This window comes from Romboutsia lituseburensis DSM 797, from assembly GCF_900103615.1.
GTDB lineage: Bacteria > Bacillota > Clostridia > Peptostreptococcales > Peptostreptococcaceae > Romboutsia_F > Romboutsia_F lituseburensis.
Map to the genome: position 1 here is coordinate 111,843 of NZ_FNGW01000006.1, position 19,610 is coordinate 131,452.

Here is a 19,610-nt window from a genome sequence, read left to right on the forward strand (position 1 = left end):
CATATATAATGGCATGAATGACACGATTTATAAGGTGATTTATGTTAAAATTATAGTAGAAATAGATATTGGGGGGAAGAGATTATGATAAAGATTAATTTTACATCACACAATAAAGAAGTCTATTGCAACAAAGGGGATAATTTATTAGAAGTTGCAAGAAATTTAAATATTTTTATAGATGCTCCATGTAATGGAAATGTATCTTGCGGTAAGTGTAAAGTTAAGTTATTAAAAGGTAATGTCGATACTGAGAAAACGTTACACATAAAAGATGAGGAATGGGAACAAGGATATATATTAGCTTGTAATACGAAAGTAATAGAGGATATAGAAATAGAAGTACCTTCAAAACTATCATCATCAATGCATGGCATGAAAATAGAAGGTAGTGATAAAAAGAGGGACAAGGAAATTTTTGATAGAGCTAAGAATATAATAGAAACTCATAATCTAGATTTTAAAACAAATATAGTTAAAACTTATATAGAATTAGATGAACCAACTTTAGATGATAATATAAGTGATGCTGATAGATTAGAAAGACATGTAAGAAATAATCTTGGATATGATGAGATAGATTTTAAATTAGATATACTTAAAAAGATGCCTGTTGTGTTTAGGCAAAATAATTTTAAAGTAACTATAACATATGTTAAAAAGAAAAATAAAATAACAATATTAAATATAGAATCAGGTAACACAGAAGATAGACTTTACGGTGTTGCTATAGATATCGGAACAACTTCAGTAGTAGTTTGTTTAGTTGATTTATATACTAAAGAAGTAATAGACAAAGCATCATCAGGAAATGCACAAATAAAATACGGTGCAGATGTAATACATAGAATAATATATTCATCAAAGAAAAATGGATTGGATCATTTAAATAAGGCTGTAATAGAAGAAACTATAAATCCATTACTAGAATCAATATATATAAAAAATAAAATAGATAAAGATAATGTAGTAAGTCTAGTTGTAGCAGGTAATACAACTATGTCTAGTTTATTCTTAGGTGTATATGTTGATTACCTAAGACAAGAACCTTTTATACCACCATTTTTAAAATCACCAAAGTTAATGGCTGATGATATAGGATTAAATGTTAATAAAAGTGCATATTTATATTTAGCACCATCTGTTGCTAGTTATGTGGGTGGAGATATAACAGCAGGTGTTTTATCAGCTGGAATATGGGCAAGTGATGAAAATATATTATTTATAGATTTAGGAACAAATGGAGAGATAGTCTTTGGGAATAAAGATTTTATGATGAGTTGTGCATGCTCAGCAGGACCTGCTTTTGAAGGTGGAGGAATAAGCTGTGGTATGAGGGCTTCTAATGGAGCTGTTGAAAAGGTTAGTATAGATAAAGAAACTTTAAAACCACATCTTACAACTATAGGAGATTGTGACCCTATAGGAATATGTGGGTCTGGAATAATAGATTTAATATGCCAAATGTTAATTACAGGGATAGTAGATAGAAGAGGTAAATTACAGAGGGATTTAGATAATAAAAGAATAAGATTTAATGAGCACGAAATAGGTGAATACGTATTAGCGTTTAAAGAAGAATACAACTTAGAAAATGATATAACAGTAACTGAAGTAGACATTGATAACTTCATAAAAGCTAAGGGGGCAATATACTCAGGAGCGAGTGTGCTTGTTGAAAGTTTAGGTATGGACTTCAGTATTGTAGATAAAGTTTATATAGCTGGTGGAATAGGAAATAACTTAAATATAGAAAACTCAATTTTAATAGGGCTTCTTCCTGATATAGAAAGGGAAAAATTTGAGTATATAGGAAATAGCTCTTTAGTAGGTTCTTATTTAGCACTTATAAGTAAAGATGCAAAGCAAAAACTTAAACAAATAGGCAATGAGATGACTTATGTTGAGTTAAGTGTTTATCCTACTTATATGGATGAATTTATATCAGCATGCTTTTTACCACATACAAATATAGAACAATTCCCAACAGTAAAATCATTATTGGGGGAATAAAATATGAATATATCTTCTAAAATGAAATCAGCGCTAGAAATAAAAAATAGAAATTTTGGGAATAAAATAGAGTTTTCTTACCCTAATGAAACATTAGCAATAAGTACTACAAATGATAGTTGTAATTTAAACTGTGCTCATTGTAATGGACACTACCTAAAAAATATGACTCCAATAGATAGCTATAATGAAAAAGTAAAAACTAGAAATATAAGTAGTATGCTTTTAAGTGGTGGATGTAGCTTTGAGGGTGATGTGCCTATTAACAGTCATGTAGAAACATTAAAGAAGCTAAAAAAAGAAGGTTATAAATTAAATGCTCACCTAGGTCTTATGGATGAGGAAAGTATAAAAAATGTATGTAAATATATAGATGTAGTATCATTTGACTTGGTATTTGATAAAGAAACGATAAATGAAGTTTATAAAATAGATAAAAATAAAGAAGACTATATAGAAACTTATGAGAATATTAAAAAATACACAAATGTAGCTCCACATATTTGTATAGGATTAAAAGGTGGAGAAATAAAAGGTGAATATGAAATTATAGATTATTTATCTCAAAATCCTCCTGAAAAAGTTACATTTATAGTATTAATACCAACTAAAAATACGGAATATGAAAATGTAAGTCCTCCAAATTTAGATAAGTTAGCAGATGTATTATGCGAAGCTAGAATAAAATTACCTAATACTCAAATAAACTTAGGGTGTATGAGGCCAAGAGGTATGTATAGAAAAAAGCTCGATAATATAGCGTTACAATGCGGAGTAAATAAAATAGTATTACCGTCTAAAAGTGCAAAAGAAAAAGCATTAGAAATGGATATGATAATATTTGAGACTAAGGAGTGTTGTGTATTATGATTAGATTGTCACTAGGAACTGCAATTGAACTTGGAATTTTAAATAAAAAAAGTGATATTCCTCCCACAACAGCTTATATTATGATAGGAAATAGATGCAATAATAATTGTGCATTTTGTTCTCAGTCAACAGAAAGTAGTACAAGAAAAGATAAGCTTTCAAGGGTTATATGGCCAGAGTATTCTAAAGAAGAAATTTTAAATGCATTTAAAAACTACAAAGGATCAAATATTAAAAGAATATGTATTCAATCTATGGCAAGTAATGATGCACATGAAACTGTAAAAGAATTTATAGAGTATATTAAAGATGATATTGACTTGCCAATATCACTGTCTGCTAAGCTTGAAAGTAGCGATGAAATTGAAAAGTTCTTTTCATATGGTGTTGATAAAATAGGAATAGCAATAGATGCAGCAAATAAAGATTTATATGAATCAATAAAAGGAAATAATTATAATGAAAAAATTAAATTTGTAACAGATATGGCTATGAAATACCCTGGTAAAATAAGTACTCATATAATTGTAGGACTAGGTGAATCTCATGAAGACATATACAAATTATACACTTACTTAATAGGAAATAATGTAACTGTGAGTCTGTTTGCATTTACACCTGTAAAAGGAACTAAAATGGAAAATATAAATCAGCCTTCTATTGAAAGTTATAGAAGAGTTCAATTAATGACATATATGATAAATAAAGGATGCTTAAAAGATAGTTTTAAGTTTGAAGAAGGATATTTAAAAGATATAAAAATAAGCGAAAATATAAAACAGGATATAAATAAAGGATATCCATTTGAGATAAGAGGATGTAAAGATTGCAATAGACCTTATTATAATGAAAGACCAGGAAGTACTATTTATAATTATTCAAGATCATTAGATAAAGAGGAAATAGATAAATCTATAAAAGAATTAAATTTATAGAATAAGTATTAAGGATATAGCTATATAAGTACATGTAATATAATTTAATTGACTTTGTACAAAAACTGGTGCTATACTTAAAATATAAATGAATGTTAAAAATTGGAATCATGAAGGTTTCTTAATGTATTATGAAATACGTTTAGAAACCTTTTTTTGCTTGCATTAAAACGTTTACTAAACATGCATAAACTGATAAAATTTAATTAGAGGAAATATAAAAAAAGCAAAGAAACAAATAAGATGAAGCTTAAACAAAACTAATAAATTTAAAGTTATGGAGGGGTTATTATGTGTGAATCAGCAGCATATGTATTAAAAAATGATAAATTAGAGAGAGTTATGGATAATGTAGTAAGCGTAGATCCTTTTGAAGGAAAAGTTTATTTAACTGATTTATTAGGTGAACAAAAAATAATAGATGGTAAAATAAAAGAAATAAAATTAATGGACCATAAAATAATAATATCAGAATAATTCAAGCAAAATATGTAAAATGCGAGGTACATAAATTTCAAAAATTAGACACTAGGGGAAGAAGTAATATGATAATAGCAGTAATAGACGGAATGGGTGGAGGAATCGGAGCCCAAATAGTATCAAATTTAAGAGAGGAATTACCCACATACATAGACATATATGCATTAGGAACAAATTCAATCGCTACAAGCTCTATGATGAAATCTCATGCAAATAAAGGAGCAACAGGGGAAAATGCAATAATAACATCTGTGAAGAAAGCTAATATTGTAGTAGCTCCAGTATCTGTGGTTATGCCAAACTCCATGATGGGAGAAGTTACATGTGGTATTAGTACAGCAGTAGCAGAATGTGAAGCTCTAAAGGTACTTTTACCTATAATGCCTGAAGATGTTGAAATCGTAGGATTGGAAAATAAACCATTAGCATTATTAATAAAAGATTGCATAAAAGTAATAAAAAAAGAATTTAACATAAAGTAAATGGGGGAATAAATATGATATTCAATAATGAAAAAATAAGATTCCATCACGCAGATGATCATGACCATGAACATGGACACGCACATGATCATGTTCATCCACATGTACATGGAGATAGTACAGAAAATAAAGATGAAAAAACTTTAAAAATATTATTACTTCATTGGGTAAATCATAATGAAACTCATGAAGAAGGATTTAGAGAATGGGTAGATAAAGCAAGAGCTATAGGAAAAAATGATACAGCAGATAACATAGAAAAAGCTATAGAATACATGAATAAAGCAAATGAAATGTTAATAGAAGCTAAAAAACATATGTAATTATAAAATAAAGTATAGGTTGATTACCTATGCTTTATTTTATATACAAATCAAATATTAATCACAAAAAAAGAAGGATGAGATTAAAACTCATCCTTTAAGTATGTACAATTCTTACTTTTGGGGAAAGTAGAATATAAACAAAAACGTTAACTTTGGTAATAGAAATAAAAAAGAGCCAGAAGACATAGTCTTCTGACTCCTATAAGTATTTTCAAATACTAAATTTCTATTAGTTATGTACTTACAACTAAAGTATAAAATAAAGTTTAATGACAATCAAGTAAAAGTATAAAACAAAAATATATAAAAATTTACATAAAATGAATATAGACGTCGAATTAAATATATTTAATTAAAATATTTTTAAAAATAATTTGAAATCTAAAAATAAGAATGAAAACTATAAAAAAAGAAAGAAATATAGATAAAATTAAATTTTCTGGAAAATAAAAGAGGTATTTACCCATATAATATCGTAATGTATACTTACGTAGTAAAGGGGTACTGAAGTATCTGTATTAAGAATTATCATAAATTGGAGGGCTACTATGTTAAGAAATAATTTTAGATTTCATCATAATCCACATATAAATGGATGTTGTGGACACGGGGGAGAAAATTGTTGTGGAAGCCATGAACATGAAGATCATGTACATCCACATACACATGAACACGGACATGATCACGACCATGTAAATGGACAAGGACATGACCATAATCATGAAGATGGATTCACAGGAACTCATAGTCATGGTCACGAACATACACATGAACATGGACATGCTCACACAAATGATCATGAACATATACATGCGTAAAATAACTAGATAAAATTTAATTACGATATTGAATTTAAAACCATGAAGGTTTATATTAAAGGGTTTGTTTGACATGCCCCAATATATAACTTCATGGTTTTTTTATTAATATAAATTAAGGTTTCTATAATTATGAGAATACGTTATTATAATTATAAGATAAATTTAAAGTGAAATATATACAAAGTATAGTTAAACCTTATAATTATAAGAAACTGGAAAATAAACTTTAAATAATTAAAATAAATACATATATTAAGGGGAGAATTTGAAATGGTAAAAAGTAAAAGTTTAAAAAGGTTTTTAGTTGTACTAGCTATAGCAGGGTTAACACTGAGCGCAGTAGGATGCTCATCAAATCAAAAAACTAAAGAAGAAGGTTCTAATACAAAGGTTGAGGCAAGTAACTTTAAGCCAGTAGAATACGTATACTCAGATGGTGCTAAAGATTACAATGTAAAAGTAGATGCACCAAAGCAAAAAGCAGTTACATTATCTCAATTCATGACAGAGATGTTATTAGCATTAGATTTAGGGGATAGAATGGTAGGAACAGCTCTTTTAGATAATCCAATATTACCTGAGTATAAAGAAGCATATGAAAAAATACCTGTAATAAAAGTTGGAGAAGGTCACTCTATATCTAAAGAAGGATTCTTAGCTACAGGAGCTGATTTTGTTAGTGGATGGGATTCATCTATAAGTGAACAAACAACAGGAGCTCCAGATGAACTTATAAAAAATGGAATAGCACCTTTTATGGCTAAGTCATATTCTCCAGATGCAACAATTGATACTGTATATGAAGATTTTGACTTGTTAGGAAAGGTATTTGGAGTAGAAGATAAATCTAAAGAAGTTGTAGATAAAATGAAAAGTGATATAAAAGTTGTAACAGATAAAGTAGGAGATATAAAACCTGAAGATAGAGTAAAAATGATGGTTTATGATTCTGGTGAAAATGATGCGATGGTAGTTGGTAAAGGACTTGCTAATGATTTAATACAGCATGCAGGTGGAAATAACGTATTTGCTAAAAATGCAGATAAACCATATATAAATGTTTCTTGGGAGAGTATAGTTGCTGAAAATCCAGAAGTTATATTAGTAACTGACTTCTTAGCAGGAGAACCAGTACAAAAGAAAATAGATTTCTTAAAAGCTCATCCAGCTCTTAAAGACGTACCTGCTATAAAGAACAATAAAATATATGTTGTAGAATTAGCAGACTTATCTCCAGGTGTTAGAAATCCTAAGCTTATAGAAAAAATGCATGGATATTTCTTTGGAGAAAATAAATAATGCAAGTGGCAGTAGAAAATAAAAGGAGCCTTTCTAAAAAGAAAGGTTTCTTATTTTGGGTAATAGCACTAGTAATATTATTAGCAGCAACATCAGTTGTTGCAATAGCAATAGGTAGTACATATATAGAACCTGGAGAAGTATATAAAGTATTACTTAGCAAATTAACAAATGGGGCAATTTTTAGTGATGTATCAACAGTTATGAATCAAAATATAATATGGGAAATAAGATTTCCAAGAGTTTTATTAGGTGCAATATGTGGTGCAGGTCTTGCAATTTGTGGGGTTCTTATGCAATGTGTAACTAAAAATCCAATTGCAGAACCATATATATTAGGTATATCATCAGGAGCATCTTGTGGTGCAGTTGCAGTTTTAGTATTAGGTGGAATATTTGGAATACATAGTTTACAAACAGGAGCATTTTTAGGATCCATATTATCAGGGGTTTTAGTATTTGCAATAGGAACTCAAATGGGAAAAACTAGCTCTACAACAAGATTAGTTCTTTCTGGGATGGCAATATCAACTATATTTGCAGCTCTTACAAATTTACTAATATACTCAGCTAAAAACTCAAATCAAGCTAAAACAGCTCTTTTTTGGACTATAGGTAGCTTGGGTGGTGCTAAGTGGGATGTACTTTTATTCCCATTTATCATACTAATATTAGTTATGATAATAGCTATAATAATGTCTAAATCATTAGATATATTACTTTTAGGTGATGATAGTGCAATAATACTTGGAATAAATGTAAAACTTATAAAAACTGTAATTTTAATATTAGCAACATTATTAACATCAGCATTAGTTGCAATAACTGGTGCGATTGGATTTATAGGTTTAGTTGTACCGCATATATGTAGAACTATATGTGGTAGTGATCATAAAAAATTAATTGTACTTTCATCATTAATAGGATCTATTTTCTTAATAGGTTCAGATATAGCTGCAAGGGGTCTTTTCCCACCAATAGAGATACCAATAGGAATAATAACTTCATTAGTTGGAGGACCATTCTTCCTATACTTAATTTCTAAGAAAAACTATTCATTTGGAGGGAAAGAGTAATGTTTAAGGTACAAGTTAAGGACTTAAAGTTTAATATAGATAAAAAAGAAATATTAAAAGATGTATCATTCGATGTACCTAAAGGTTCATTTGTTGGAGTTATAGGGCCTAATGGTTCAGGAAAATCAACATTACTTAAAAATATATATAGGCTTTATAAGCCAACTAATGGAAGTATATTTTTAGATAATAAAGACTTATCAACAATGAAGGACAAAGATTGTGCAAAAGAAATAGCAGTTTTAGCTCAAGAAAGTAATACACATTTTGATTTTACAGTAGAACAAATCGTTAAAATGGGAAGATATCCATATAAATCAGTTTTCGAAGATTACTCTAAAGAAGATTTAAAAATGGTTAAAGACATGTTGAAAAAAGTTGGACTAGAAAGTTATACAGAAAGAAGTTTTTCTCAACTGTCTGGTGGAGAAAAGCAAAGAACTTTAATAGCAAGAGCACTAGTTCAAAATACTGATTTTTTAGTACTTGATGAGCCTACAAACCACTTAGATATAGGGTATCAAATTCAGTTGATGGACTTAGTTAAAAGTCTTAAGATAACTACATTATCAGCTATACACGATATGAACCTAGCATCTATGTACTGTGATTATTTAATAGTAATGAAATCGGGACAAATAATAAATGCAGGTAAAGTAGAAGAGGTTATAACATCTGAGATGCTAAAAGAAGTATTTGGAGTGAATGCATATGTAGGCATAAATCCTATAAATAAAAAATTACAGGTATCATTTATGCACACGCATGAACATATTAATGGAGTAGGTCATGACCATATTCATGAAGATGGATTTACAGGTGAGCATGAACATTACCATGAACATACGCAAGCAGCATTATAAATAAAATGTATTAATAATAAAGCAGTAACTAAAATTAAAAAATTTAGTTACTGCTTTTTATAATAACTAAAATACAACTTTTGTGTAAAAATATAAGGAATTTGTACTAATTTTGACAATTATATGACACAAAAAAGACACAATTTAGTTGTATAATTAAATTAGAAAAACTTAATAAGGGGAGATGGACTAATGAAAAATTTTAGATTAGGGATTATAGCAGCATTCATGTTTATACTACTTAATCCTGTTCAATCGCATGCCATGCATATAATGGAAGGATTTTTACCTCCAAAATGGTCTATTGCATGGAGTATAATATTTATACCATGTTTTTTAATAGGATTAAAAAATATTACAAAAATACTTAAGGAAAATCCTAAAAAGAAAGTATTGTTAGCACTATGTGGTGCATTTGTGTTCGTATTATCAGCACTAAAAATACCATCATTAACAGGTAGCTGTTCACATCCAACAGGAATAGGCCTAGGAGCTATATTATTTGGACCAAGTGTAATGGTTGTTTTAGGAACGATAGTACTTTTATTCCAAGCTATACTTTTAGCACATGGTGGGTTAACAACTTTAGGAGCTAATGGATTCTCAATGGCAGTTGTAGGAGCATTAGTTACATATGGACTATATAAATTACTTAAAAAGTTTAATGTAAATACTAGATTTAATGTGTTTATATCTTCTGCATTAGGATGCTTAGCTACATACACAGTAACAGCAACTCAGCTAGCATTAGCGTTTCCAGATGCATCTGGTGGAGTTATGGCATCTTTAGTTAAATTCTTAGGAATATTCTTCTTAACTCAAATACCTATAGCAATAGGTGAAGGTATATTAACAAGTATAATATATAACATGATCACACAAAGAGAAGAGGAAGGAGTAGACTACGATGAGTACAAATGCGAAACAGGCAAATAAAAATAAAGCTAATAAAAAAGCTAATAAAAACAACTTTATAATGCTTTTAATAGCAGTTGCTCTTATAGTGATTCCTTTAGTATTAAAACCAGGAGCGGAATATGGAGGAGCTGATGGTCAAGCAGAAGATGCAATAACAGAAATATCTCCAGACTATAAGCCTTGGTTTAGCAGCTTATATGAGCCACCTAGTGGAGAAATAGAAAGTTTACTATTTGCTACTCAGGCAGCTTTAGGAGCTGGAATCATAGGATATTATTTAGGTAGTAGAAAAGCTAAATAAATGCATGTATAATATATATTATAAAGCATTTTTATTATAAAAATTAAATCTATTATAGGCTCTCTAAAAAGAGATTAATAGGGAAAAAGGTTAAAATCCTTTGCAGCACCCGCTACTGTAATGTGGACGAACGTTTGTTAAACCACTGTGATAATTTCACGGGAAGGTAAACTAGTAGGATGAAGCTAAGCCAGGATATCTACCTATAATATATAAAGGATTTCTTCGGGGATGAGGAAGGTTCTTACTGACTATATGAATATTTATTATATAGGTATACTAAGCTCATCCCCGTTTGATTGAGCTTTTAATTTTGACCTTAACCTATTTTTAATAAAATAAATGATTTAATCATAAAAAATGCTTTAGCTGTATTGCTAAAGCATTTTTTATGTTAGTATCTTTATAGCAAGAGGTTAAATGGCTACAAGGGGATAAAGGAGTGAGTAATTTTGAAAAAGACTTTAATTTTAATATGTGATGATCAAGAATCAATACATGAAACAGTTGGGGAGTATTTAAAATTAGAAGGTATGGATTATGTATCAGCATATGATGGAATCGATGGGTTAAAAAAATTTGAAGAATATAATCCTGATTTTATATTATTAGATTTAATGATGCCAAAGATGTTTGGAACTGAAGTATGTAAAGAAATTAGAAAAGTAAGTAATGTTCCAATTATTATGTTGACAGCAAAAGGTGAGACTATAGACAGAATAACTGGACTTGAAATGGGGGCAGATGATTATATAACTAAACCATTTTCGCCAAGAGAGGTAGTAATAAGAATAAAAACCGTTTTAAGACGAGTAACTAGTGCAAGTTCGTATAAAAAAAGTGATTTAATAAAACATAAAAATCTTGAAATAAATTTAGAAAGTCACGAAGTATATATCAATAACCACCCAGTTAATATTACACCTAAAGAAATTAAAATATTTTATATGTTAGCATCTAATCCAGGTAAGACATTAACGAGAGATTACATATTATCAGAAGTTTGGGGATATGATTACTTTGGAGATACTAGGGTAGTAGATACTCAAATTAAGAGATTAAGAAAAAAAATAAGCTCTTATGATTCTGAGTGGGAAATTAAATCTATATATGGTGTAGGATATAGATTTGAGGTGTCTTAATGAATCATTCACTATTTAAAAAGATATTTAGAACTATAGGTATTGCTAGTATAGTTGCTGTTTCAGTAATGATATTGTTTTGTAGTATAACATTGAAACAATATTTCTTAAAAATTAAATTAGAAGAAATTCAGCAAAAGGTAGAAGATACTATATCACAATACGATATTATGGCTAGTAAGTTGCCTGACAGGCTAGAAAATATATTAGGAAATGATGTTATTATAAAAGGATATGATAATTCTAAACAATCAATATGTAAAATATATCCTAAAAGAGAAGATGGAATTATAATTGATGATATAAAAATAAAACAAGGATTAGAACCATACATAAATACAGTTTTAGGAGGCAACTCAATAAAAGGTGTTACTAAAATTTATGGATTGAAGGAAGATTCCATAATTGTAGGAGAGCCTATAAAGCAAGATGGTAAAATTGTAGGTGCTATATTTGTTATAAAGCTTACAAAAGATTTTGCAGATTTATTTGTAGGATTTTATGTTGTACTAATGATAAGTGTAGTTTTAGTTTTAACATCCACTATTATACCGATATATCTATCAAGCAAAAAATGGTTTAAACCATTAGATGATATGACTAATGCTACAATGTCTATGGCTAAAGGTGATTATTCAATAAGAATAAAAGAAAGCCAAGATGATGAAATAGGAGATTTAGCGAGAGCTTTCAATGAACTAACATTAAGATTAGAACAAAATGATAAGGAAGCTAAGTTATTAGATCAAATGAGAAAAGATTATGTAGCTAATATTTCACATGAATTAAAAACCCCAGTAACATCTATAAGGGCAGTAGCAGAAATGTTAAATGATGATGTATTTTCAGACAAACTAGATAGAAAAAAATATTATAGTATGATACTAAGAGAATCAATGAGATTAGAAGTATTAATAAAAGATATGCTAGAGTTATCAAATCTTCAAGCTGGAAATGTATCAGTAAAAAAAGATCAAGTTGATTTAAATGATATTTTAGATGAGATATATGAAAAATTTGAAGTAATTGCAAATGATCTAGATATAAATTTAACTATAAAAAAAATTGAAAATAATAAATCTATTGTATTTACTAACTATAACAGGATAATACAAGTTTTGGTAATATTGTTAGATAATGCATTTAAATTTACAGGAGAAGAAGGAACTGTGAGTTTAGAAACTAGTATAGAAAAAGAGTTTATAAGAGTTGTTGTATCTGACACTGGAATTGGAATAGATGAAGAGGACATACCTTTTGTATTTGATAGATTTTACAAAGTTGATAAGTCTAGGCAATCTATGGGAACTGGAATTGGTTTATCTATAGCAGCAGAAATAATAAGACATTTAGATGAAGAAATATATGTTGAATCAAACGTGGGAGTAGGCTCTAGATTTGTGTTTACGATACATTATGAATAGTTTAAAATGATAGAAAATAAGTTATATTGGCGTAAAATGTAAATTGAGCTAAGTTTGACATAGTTTTGACACAAAAAGTACACAATTGTACGATATAATATCTAAGAAGATACGAATAAGAATTGGGGGATAAAATATATGTGCGCAACTTGTAAAGAGCATCAATGTACTTGTAATGGGGCAGGTACTTGTGAAGCTTGCAATAAATAATTATATAGGAGAGTAGATCTAAGATTTTAGAGATACTCTCTTTAAAGTTTTATTAAAAATATTTAAATTTCATCAATTAAAGTAGAGAAATTTATTTTTATATATGAGAAAAATTAAGCGTGGGAGAGGAAATTATGAAATTAAAAAAGAGCATAGCATTAATGTTAGGAACTGTGTTAGTTTTAGGTCTTGTTGGTTGCGCTTCGAAGAAAGTAGATGATTCAAGTGATAAGGCTTCTTCAGGAGGAAGTAAATCATCTCATTATCCAGTAACTATTCAAACTTATAATTATAAGAAAGAACCTATAGAAGTTACTTTTGATAAGTCGCCAGAAAACGTTGTAGCAGTTTATCAAAACTCTATTGAAACAATGTTAGCATTAGGATTAGAGGATAAAATAAAATTAGCTGCAGGTTTAGATCATGAAGTTAAAGATGAATATAAAGAAGCTTTTAGTAAAGTAAATTATTCAGATAAATTTACACCAGATAAAGAAACTGTAATAATGGAAAAACCTGACCTTATATTCTCTTGGTGGTCTATATTTGATGAAAAAAGATTAGGTGAAGTAAACTACTGGCAAGATAAAGGGATAAATACATATATGTCAGTAAATAGTGGTGCTACAGAGGAAAAAACAGTAGATAATGAAATAACAGATATATTAAATGTAGGAAAAATATTTGATGTTGAAGATAAAGCTAAATCTATAACAGATGAAATAAAAAATGGTATAGACGATGTTGTAAATAAAGTAAAAGATCAAGAAAAACAAACAACGTTAATAGTTGAATATATGGATGGAAAGATTTACACTTACGGAGCTAAAACTTTAGGTGGAGATATGGTGTCTAAATTAGGTGCAGAATTATTAAATCCAAAAGGTGGAGATATAGGCGAAGAGGACTTAATAAAATTAAATCCAGATTCTATATTTGTAGTATATATGGATAGAAATGATAAGAATGTAGCTCAAGGTGAAATTAATAAAATTTTAAATAATAAAGCATTAGCAAGTTTAAAAGCTGTAAAGGATAAGAGAGTTAATCCTATAGCATTAGGAGATATGTATTGTAGTGGTGTAAGAACTATTGATGGTATAAATACATTTGCTCAAGGGTTGTATCCAGAATTAAAAAAATAATAGTTAATCATAAAGCAATAAGGGACGCGATATCGTAGCCCTTATTTTTTTATATAAGTTTAAATAAAAAAATTAATAAAATATAAAAAATATATATAAATTATATTGACGAATTTTAAATAATATAATATAATTAACTTGTAAGTGAACAGAGCTTGGAGAAGTACTCAAGTGGCTCAAGAGGATCCCCTGCTAAGGGATTAGGCTGGATTAAACCGGTGCGAGGGTTCGAATCCCTCCTTCTCCGCCAGTGAAAGACTATCGATTTATCGGTAGTTTTTTTTTATGGATTTTCCATAAGTTGAAAGGAGATGTTCTACGTGAGAAGCAGTAGAGAAAGAGCTTACAATATGCTAGAAAGAGCTCAAAATTCTAAATACAGACTAGTAAGAGATTCTTTTTTAGTTGGAATTCTAGTAGGCTTAATTATAGTACTACATAGATTTATTGCATCTAAGTTAAGTCATGTATTTATCGAAGTATATTCTAGAGGAAAAGAAAATCTAGTATATATACCAATAATATTTATCGTATTAATTATATTAGGCTATATAGTATCAAAACAAATCAAAAGAGAACCAATGATAAGTGGAAGTGGTATACCTCAAGTGGAAGGCATATTAACTAGGCGCTTAGAAGTAAATTGGTTTAGAGTCTTAATTCATAAATTCATAGGAGGACTTATTTGTCTAGGGGCTGGGCTATCAGTTGGTAGAGAAGGTCCATCAGTTCAAATGGGTGCTTGTATAGGAGAAGGCGTATCGAAAAATCTAAAAAAACTAGAAAATGAAGAAAAATATTTAATAACAAGTGGAGCCAGTGCAGGTTTATCTGCCGCTTTTAATGCGCCATTATCAGGTGTAATGTTTGCTTTAGAAGAAGCTCATAAGAACTTCTCTCCATTAGTATTATTATCAGCAATGATAGCATCTTTAACTGCTGATTTTGTATCAAAACAATTCTTCGGTTTAATACCATCATTACACTTTGGAGCATTGACACCAATACCATTAAAATACTATTGGGTACTTATAATATTAGGTATAGTAATAGGTATTAGTGGATTTATATTCAATAATGGAATTTTAAAAACTCAAAGTATTTTCAAAAATAGTAAGCTAAGTACAGAAGTTAAAACAATAATACCTTTTATAATGACAGGTATAGTGGGTTTAATATCACCAATATTATTAGGTGGTGGACATGAGCTTATAATGAGCTTAAAAAGTGGTGGAGTTGCTATAAATATTTTATTTGTGTTTATAGTGGTTAAATTTTTATTTACATTTATATGTTTTGGTTCAGGAGTTCCTGGTGGAATATTTTTCCCTTTACTTACATTAGGAGCATTAGTTGGAAATGTAGTTGGAATTATAGCTATATCTTATCTAGGTGTACCAGATAGCTATATTATAAACTTTATAGTATTAGCGATGGCAGGGCATTTCGCTGCAACTGTAAAAGCACCTATAACTGCAATTATATTAATTTCTGAAATGACAGGTTCTTTAGAGCACTTATTATCACTTTCTATAGTAGTAGTAGTTGCACAAATTACATCAGATATATTAAAAGTTCATCCTATATATGAAAGTTTATTAGAAAGGCTTTTATCTAAAGGAGAAAATAAATATAAAGGAAATGGTAAGAAAACTTTATTAGAAGCTGCAGTCCATATGAATAGTGAGCTTGATGGTAAATGTATTAAGGATATTTTATGGCCTACAAATTGCTTAGTAGTGGCTATAACAAGAGGCAATACTGAAATATTACCTAAAGGTTGTACTAAAATTATAGCAGGTGATTATTTGACAGTTATGACTGACCAAAATAGTTCTTCAGAAGTATTAGAAAAGGTAACTAAATTAGCAGAGTGCTAAATTATAATAAAAAAGTTAAGTTTAAATTAAAAAGGTTAAAATCTATAATTATAGATTTTAACCTTTTTATATACTAAGTTATTATAACTTATCTGATTTATGAATAAGTTATAATACCAACTGCTAGGCTTGAGCAACGGACCTGTTTTTTAGGTCGTTGGCGACAGAAGCGAAGCGACTTTTTTATTATTCAGTCTTAGCATTAAATTCATTTTTTAATTCTAAATAGTAATTTGTATAGACTAGTTGTAAATAAGGTCCTACGTATAATAATCCTAAACCTAATGTTATTACTGTTACTAACATCCATGGAATAAATGTTATACATAACCATATTGTTTTTAATAAATTACCTTTCATATATAAAAAACTATATTTAATTGATTTAAATATCTTATTATCATCTAAAATTAGATAATTTACGAATGATAAATATAAGCCTGCTATAAAGCAAAATGAATATATTGTAATTATAATAATTATTATAGGAATAAAACTATCTGTGATACTAACTAATGCAAGTGTTGCTCCTAGAACTACTAAAAATATTAGCACAAACATTGGTACAAATATCACAATGCTTGCTCCTATAATTCTTAAAAATTTCTTTAAAGGTACCTTTATACTTTTAACTTCATTATACTTTGCTATATTTAGCAAAATATTAGTAAGAAAAATACTCAATATACCAACTAATATACTAACAGTTAAAGTGACTGCTATGCCAAAATTTGATATATCATCATCAAAATATATAGAAACACCATATAAAACTAATGTCAAAAAAGTAAATAAAACAGGTAGTTTCCAGTTATCTAATAATTGCTCTCTAGATGTACTTTTTATTTCTGAAAAATTTCTCATAAATCCTCCTGATATTGATTTTAATTTGAAAAGCTACTTAGATATTTATATCAAGCAATATAAATATCTAAGTTAGGATAATGCTTAAACCACTAAATAAATTTAATAATATATAGTAAATAGAGGTTAAAAATAATAAATCCATTTTTTTAATAATATAATTCATAAATATTAAATGCTTAGCAGTGATTTGCATTGTAAGGATATCATCTATGCTTTTATTAGACAATAGATTTTACGTGAAAGGGTGATTTTGATACCTGAATGGAGATATATGTATAAGATAGGTATTATAAAGTAAGGCTTTAATTATAGTAAAAATTTCAATTATTTTAATTATAGATTATAATAGTTTTATCTATAATTATATTTCGTATATATAGTTAGTATAAAGTTTATAATTAAAAATAGAAAAGTTTTAAATAACGGATGAAATAATATTGCAAGGTGGTAATTATGATAAGTATAGATAAATTAAATGAAAATCAAAAGCGGGCAGTAGAACATTTAAATGGTCCGTGTATGGTATTAGCAGGTCCTGGGTCGGGCAAAACAAGAGTTATAACATATAGAATTGCTAATATGGTAGTAAATAAAGAAATAAAACCTACAAGTATATTAGCAATAAGTTTTACAAAAGCATCTTCAGTAGAAATGAAAAATAGAGCATTAAGTTTAAGTAAAGATTATAGAATGAATAAAGTTACATATGGAACATTTCACTCAGTATTCTTTAGGATCTTAAGATTTTTTGTTAAATATGATTTAGATAGTATATTAGATGAAAAATCTAAAAGATTAGCGTTAAAAGGTATTATGAAAAATTTAAATATAGAAAATGCAGATGATGATGAAACTGTTGGACAAGTAATAAATGAAATATCATTTGTAAAAAATGAGCTAATGGACAAATATGATTTTGATTCAGAAATACTTAGTAGTGATGAGTTTATAAAAACTTATAATATGTATGAAGAGTATAAAAGTCAAATAAATAAAATAGATTTTGATGATATGTTAATAAAAACATATGAGTTGTTATTGAATAATAATCAAGCATTACAAAGAGTACGTAGTGCGTATAAGTATATTCTTGTAGATGAATTTCAAGACATAAATAAGGTGCAATTTGAAGTACTTAAATTAATAGCAAATCCTATGAATAATATATTTGTAGTAGGAGATGAAGATCAAAGTATTTATGGATTTAGGGGATCAAGGCCAGATTTTTTATTAGAGTTTGAAGAATATTTTGAAGGTACAAATAAAGTTGTTTTAGATATCAACTATAGATCAAAAGAAGAAATTATAGATATTGCTAATAGGCTTATAGAAAAAAATGAAAATAGATATGAAAAGGTTATAAAATGTGGTCAAGGTAATGGAGCTCAAATAAATTATGTATCACCAGAGGATTCAGAAGAAGAAGCTGTATTTATAGCTAAAGATATATTAGAAGAAATAAAAAAAGATTATGTAGAGTATTCGGATTTTGCTGTGATATACCGTACTAATATACAGTCTAGAGCACTTGTAGATGTGTTTATGGATATGAGAATACCATTTGTAGTAAAAGACTCTATAATTACTATATATGATCATTGGGCAGCTCAAGATATACTAGCATATCTAAGAATAGGATTAAATCCTCAAAATAACAAAGACTGGGTAAGAATAATCAATAAACCATTTAGATATATATCTAAGGATAATGTAAATATGGTAAAGGATGAAAGTGACTTTATAAATGCACTAATAAATAAATGTAATTTGCATCCTAAACAAGTAAAAACTATAAATGATTTAGATATTGATTTAAGTTATCTAAAAACATTAAATCCTAAAAATGCTATATCTTACATTAGGACAAGTTTAGATTATGATAGATACATATTAGATTATTGTACAAACAGAAAAATAAAAACAAATGGATTAATAGAGATTTTAAATGAATTAGAAAGCTCTGCAACTAATTTTAAAACTATAAAGGATTACCTAGAACATATAGATAGAGTCAAATCAGAATTAGTAGATAATAAGAATAATAAAAATACAGATGGTGTTATTTTTACAACTATGCATAGTGCTAAAGGACTAGAATTTAAAAATGTTTATATAATAGGTGCGAATGAGGGAACTATACCACATGAAAAATCATATGACATAGAAGATGATGAAAAAAAGATAGAACAAATAGAAGAAGAGAGAAGACTTATGTATGTAGCGATAACTAGAGCAGAGGAAAATCTATATATAAGTTCTCCTATAAATAAGTATGGAAAAAAGGTATCTAAATCAAGATTTATTGATGATATAAAAGCACCTACTAAAAAAGAGATAGAACAAATTACTATTGGAGATAAAATATATCATAAAAAATTTAAAGAAGGTACTATAATACAAAAAGAAGGAAGTTCTATTAAAATAAGGTTTAGTGATGGAGATAGGACGCTTGATTATAAAGTTTGTATGGTGAAAAATATGATTTGGAAAATATAAACCTAAAATTAAATTCTAGATTTAAGTTGGGGAAATTTTAAAAATTCGTTAGTATAGTATTA

The 19,610-nt window shown here is 28.2% G+C and carries 18 protein-coding genes, 1 tRNA gene and 1 riboswitch; of the genes, 18 read left to right on the forward strand and 1 reads right to left on the reverse strand.

Going from position 1 to position 19,610, the window contains the following annotated elements:
* The first annotated feature begins 84 nt into the window (after nucleotides 1–84).
* The 17 genes from acsV to BLP75_RS12780 all read left to right on the forward strand — a co-directional run bounded on the left by acsV (nucleotide 85) and on the right by BLP75_RS12780 (nucleotide 16,185).
* Nucleotides 85–2,013, forward strand: a complete 1,929-nt coding sequence (gene acsV / locus BLP75_RS12700; RefSeq protein WP_092726618.1) for a corrinoid activation/regeneration protein AcsV — start codon at nucleotides 85–87, stop codon at nucleotides 2,011–2,013.
* A gap of 3 nt (nucleotides 2,014–2,016) precedes the next feature.
* On the forward strand, nucleotides 2,017–2,883 hold the full coding sequence (gene lipS1, locus BLP75_RS12705) for a LipS1 family lipoyl synthase (protein ID WP_092726619.1): 867 nt from the start codon (nucleotides 2,017–2,019) through the stop codon (nucleotides 2,881–2,883).
* Nucleotides 2,880–3,818 (forward strand): LipS2 family lipoyl synthase, encoded by a 939-nt coding sequence (gene lipS2 / locus BLP75_RS12710; protein WP_092726621.1) that lies wholly within the window; start codon nucleotides 2,880–2,882, stop codon nucleotides 3,816–3,818. The genes lipS1 and lipS2 overlap by 4 nt, the downstream gene beginning before the upstream one ends.
* A gap of 291 nt (nucleotides 3,819–4,109) precedes the next feature.
* Nucleotides 4,110–4,295 carry a CooT family nickel-binding protein gene (locus BLP75_RS12715; RefSeq protein ID WP_092726623.1) on the forward strand — a complete coding sequence of 62 codons (186 nt, stop codon included), beginning with the start codon at nucleotides 4,110–4,112 and terminating at the stop codon, nucleotides 4,293–4,295.
* Between the two features lie 68 nt (nucleotides 4,296–4,363).
* On the forward strand, nucleotides 4,364–4,780 hold the full coding sequence (locus tag BLP75_RS12720) for a DUF3842 family protein (protein WP_092726625.1): 417 nt from the start codon (nucleotides 4,364–4,366) through the stop codon (nucleotides 4,778–4,780).
* A 14-nt stretch (nucleotides 4,781–4,794) separates the two neighbouring features.
* A complete protein-coding gene (locus BLP75_RS12725; RefSeq protein WP_092726627.1) occupies nucleotides 4,795–5,103 on the forward strand; it encodes a DUF8180 domain-containing protein in 309 nt (102 codons plus the stop codon).
* A 551-nt stretch (nucleotides 5,104–5,654) separates the two neighbouring features.
* Nucleotides 5,655–5,924, forward strand: a complete 270-nt coding sequence (locus BLP75_RS12730) for a hypothetical protein (RefSeq protein ID WP_092726628.1) — start codon at nucleotides 5,655–5,657, stop codon at nucleotides 5,922–5,924.
* 273 nt (nucleotides 5,925–6,197) lie between these two features.
* Nucleotides 6,198–7,226, forward strand: coding sequence for an ABC transporter substrate-binding protein (locus tag BLP75_RS12735; protein ID WP_092726630.1), 1,029 nt, complete (start codon nucleotides 6,198–6,200; stop codon nucleotides 7,224–7,226).
* Complete coding sequence (locus BLP75_RS12740) at nucleotides 7,226–8,302, forward strand: FecCD family ABC transporter permease (protein ID WP_092726631.1); 1,077 nt, start codon at nucleotides 7,226–7,228, stop codon at nucleotides 8,300–8,302. The genes BLP75_RS12735 and BLP75_RS12740 overlap by 1 nt, the downstream gene beginning before the upstream one ends.
* Nucleotides 8,302–9,165 carry an ABC transporter ATP-binding protein gene (locus tag BLP75_RS12745; protein WP_092726633.1) on the forward strand — a complete coding sequence of 288 codons (864 nt, stop codon included), beginning with the start codon at nucleotides 8,302–8,304 and terminating at the stop codon, nucleotides 9,163–9,165. The genes BLP75_RS12740 and BLP75_RS12745 overlap by 1 nt, the downstream gene beginning before the upstream one ends.
* Before the next feature lie 192 nt (nucleotides 9,166–9,357).
* Complete coding sequence (locus BLP75_RS12750) at nucleotides 9,358–10,101, forward strand: energy-coupling factor ABC transporter permease (RefSeq protein ID WP_092726635.1); 744 nt, start codon at nucleotides 9,358–9,360, stop codon at nucleotides 10,099–10,101.
* Nucleotides 10,073–10,384 (forward strand): energy-coupling factor ABC transporter substrate-binding protein, encoded by a 312-nt coding sequence (locus BLP75_RS12755; RefSeq protein WP_092726637.1) that lies wholly within the window; start codon nucleotides 10,073–10,075, stop codon nucleotides 10,382–10,384. The genes BLP75_RS12750 and BLP75_RS12755 overlap by 29 nt, the downstream gene beginning before the upstream one ends.
* A gap of 39 nt (nucleotides 10,385–10,423) precedes the next feature.
* Nucleotides 10,424–10,605, forward strand: a riboswitch (cobalamin riboswitch).
* Nucleotides 10,606–10,836: 231 nt separating this feature from the next.
* Complete coding sequence (locus BLP75_RS12760; protein WP_092726639.1) at nucleotides 10,837–11,526, forward strand: response regulator transcription factor; 690 nt, start codon at nucleotides 10,837–10,839, stop codon at nucleotides 11,524–11,526.
* Nucleotides 11,526–12,950 carry a sensor histidine kinase gene (locus tag BLP75_RS12765; protein ID WP_092726640.1) on the forward strand — a complete coding sequence of 475 codons (1,425 nt, stop codon included), beginning with the start codon at nucleotides 11,526–11,528 and terminating at the stop codon, nucleotides 12,948–12,950. Before BLP75_RS12760 ends, BLP75_RS12765 begins: the two co-directional genes overlap by 1 nt.
* Before the next feature lie 344 nt (nucleotides 12,951–13,294).
* Nucleotides 13,295–14,305 carry an ABC transporter substrate-binding protein gene (locus tag BLP75_RS12770; RefSeq protein ID WP_242872432.1) on the forward strand — a complete coding sequence of 337 codons (1,011 nt, stop codon included), beginning with the start codon at nucleotides 13,295–13,297 and terminating at the stop codon, nucleotides 14,303–14,305.
* Between the two features lie 157 nt (nucleotides 14,306–14,462).
* Nucleotides 14,463–14,555 (forward strand) — tRNA-Ser (locus BLP75_RS12775).
* Between the two features lie 70 nt (nucleotides 14,556–14,625).
* Entirely contained in the window at nucleotides 14,626–16,185 is a 1,560-nt protein-coding gene (locus tag BLP75_RS12780; RefSeq protein WP_330385811.1) for a ClC family H(+)/Cl(-) exchange transporter, read from the forward strand.
* Nucleotides 16,186–16,371: 186 nt separating this feature from the next.
* Here BLP75_RS12780 and BLP75_RS12785 read toward each other — a convergent pair whose 3' ends face one another.
* A complete protein-coding gene (locus BLP75_RS12785; RefSeq protein WP_092726643.1) occupies nucleotides 16,372–17,049 on the reverse strand; it encodes a DUF975 family protein in 678 nt (225 codons plus the stop codon).
* Between the two features lie 456 nt (nucleotides 17,050–17,505).
* Between BLP75_RS12785 and BLP75_RS12790 the strand changes: the two genes are divergently transcribed.
* Nucleotides 17,506–19,548 (forward strand): ATP-dependent helicase, encoded by a 2,043-nt coding sequence (locus BLP75_RS12790; protein ID WP_092726645.1) that lies wholly within the window; start codon nucleotides 17,506–17,508, stop codon nucleotides 19,546–19,548.
* Nucleotides 19,549–19,610: the final 62 nt, after the last annotated feature.

Bases quoted from the DNA above. Each gene is read 5' to 3' on its own strand.
- BLP75_RS12720 (WP_092726625.1), top strand. From the start codon at position 4,364: ATGATAATAGCAGTAATAGACGGAATGGGTGGAGGAATCGGAGCCCAA.
- lipS1 (WP_092726619.1), top strand. From the start codon at position 2,017: ATGAATATATCTTCTAAAATGAAATCAGCGCTAGAAATAAAAAATAGA.
- BLP75_RS12745 (WP_092726633.1), top strand. From the start codon at position 8,302: ATGTTTAAGGTACAAGTTAAGGACTTAAAGTTTAATATAGATAAAAAA.
- BLP75_RS12750 (WP_092726635.1), top strand. From the start codon at position 9,358: ATGAAAAATTTTAGATTAGGGATTATAGCAGCATTCATGTTTATACTA.
- BLP75_RS12730 (WP_092726628.1), top strand. From the start codon at position 5,655: ATGTTAAGAAATAATTTTAGATTTCATCATAATCCACATATAAATGGA.
- BLP75_RS12790 (WP_092726645.1), top strand. From the start codon at position 17,506: ATGATAAGTATAGATAAATTAAATGAAAATCAAAAGCGGGCAGTAGAA.
- BLP75_RS12755 (WP_092726637.1), top strand. From the start codon at position 10,073: ATGAGTACAAATGCGAAACAGGCAAATAAAAATAAAGCTAATAAAAAA.
- BLP75_RS12725 (WP_092726627.1), top strand. From the start codon at position 4,795: ATGATATTCAATAATGAAAAAATAAGATTCCATCACGCAGATGATCAT.
- BLP75_RS12765 (WP_092726640.1), top strand. From the start codon at position 11,526: ATGAATCATTCACTATTTAAAAAGATATTTAGAACTATAGGTATTGCT.
- lipS2 (WP_092726621.1), top strand. From the start codon at position 2,880: ATGATTAGATTGTCACTAGGAACTGCAATTGAACTTGGAATTTTAAAT.
- BLP75_RS12785 (WP_092726643.1), bottom strand. From the start codon at position 17,049: ATGAGAAATTTTTCAGAAATAAAAAGTACATCTAGAGAGCAATTATTA.
- BLP75_RS12770 (WP_242872432.1), top strand. From the start codon at position 13,295: ATGAAATTAAAAAAGAGCATAGCATTAATGTTAGGAACTGTGTTAGTT.
- acsV (WP_092726618.1), top strand. From the start codon at position 85: ATGATAAAGATTAATTTTACATCACACAATAAAGAAGTCTATTGCAAC.
- BLP75_RS12735 (WP_092726630.1), top strand. From the start codon at position 6,198: ATGGTAAAAAGTAAAAGTTTAAAAAGGTTTTTAGTTGTACTAGCTATA.
- BLP75_RS12740 (WP_092726631.1), top strand. From the start codon at position 7,226: ATGCAAGTGGCAGTAGAAAATAAAAGGAGCCTTTCTAAAAAGAAAGGT.
- BLP75_RS12715 (WP_092726623.1), top strand. From the start codon at position 4,110: ATGTGTGAATCAGCAGCATATGTATTAAAAAATGATAAATTAGAGAGA.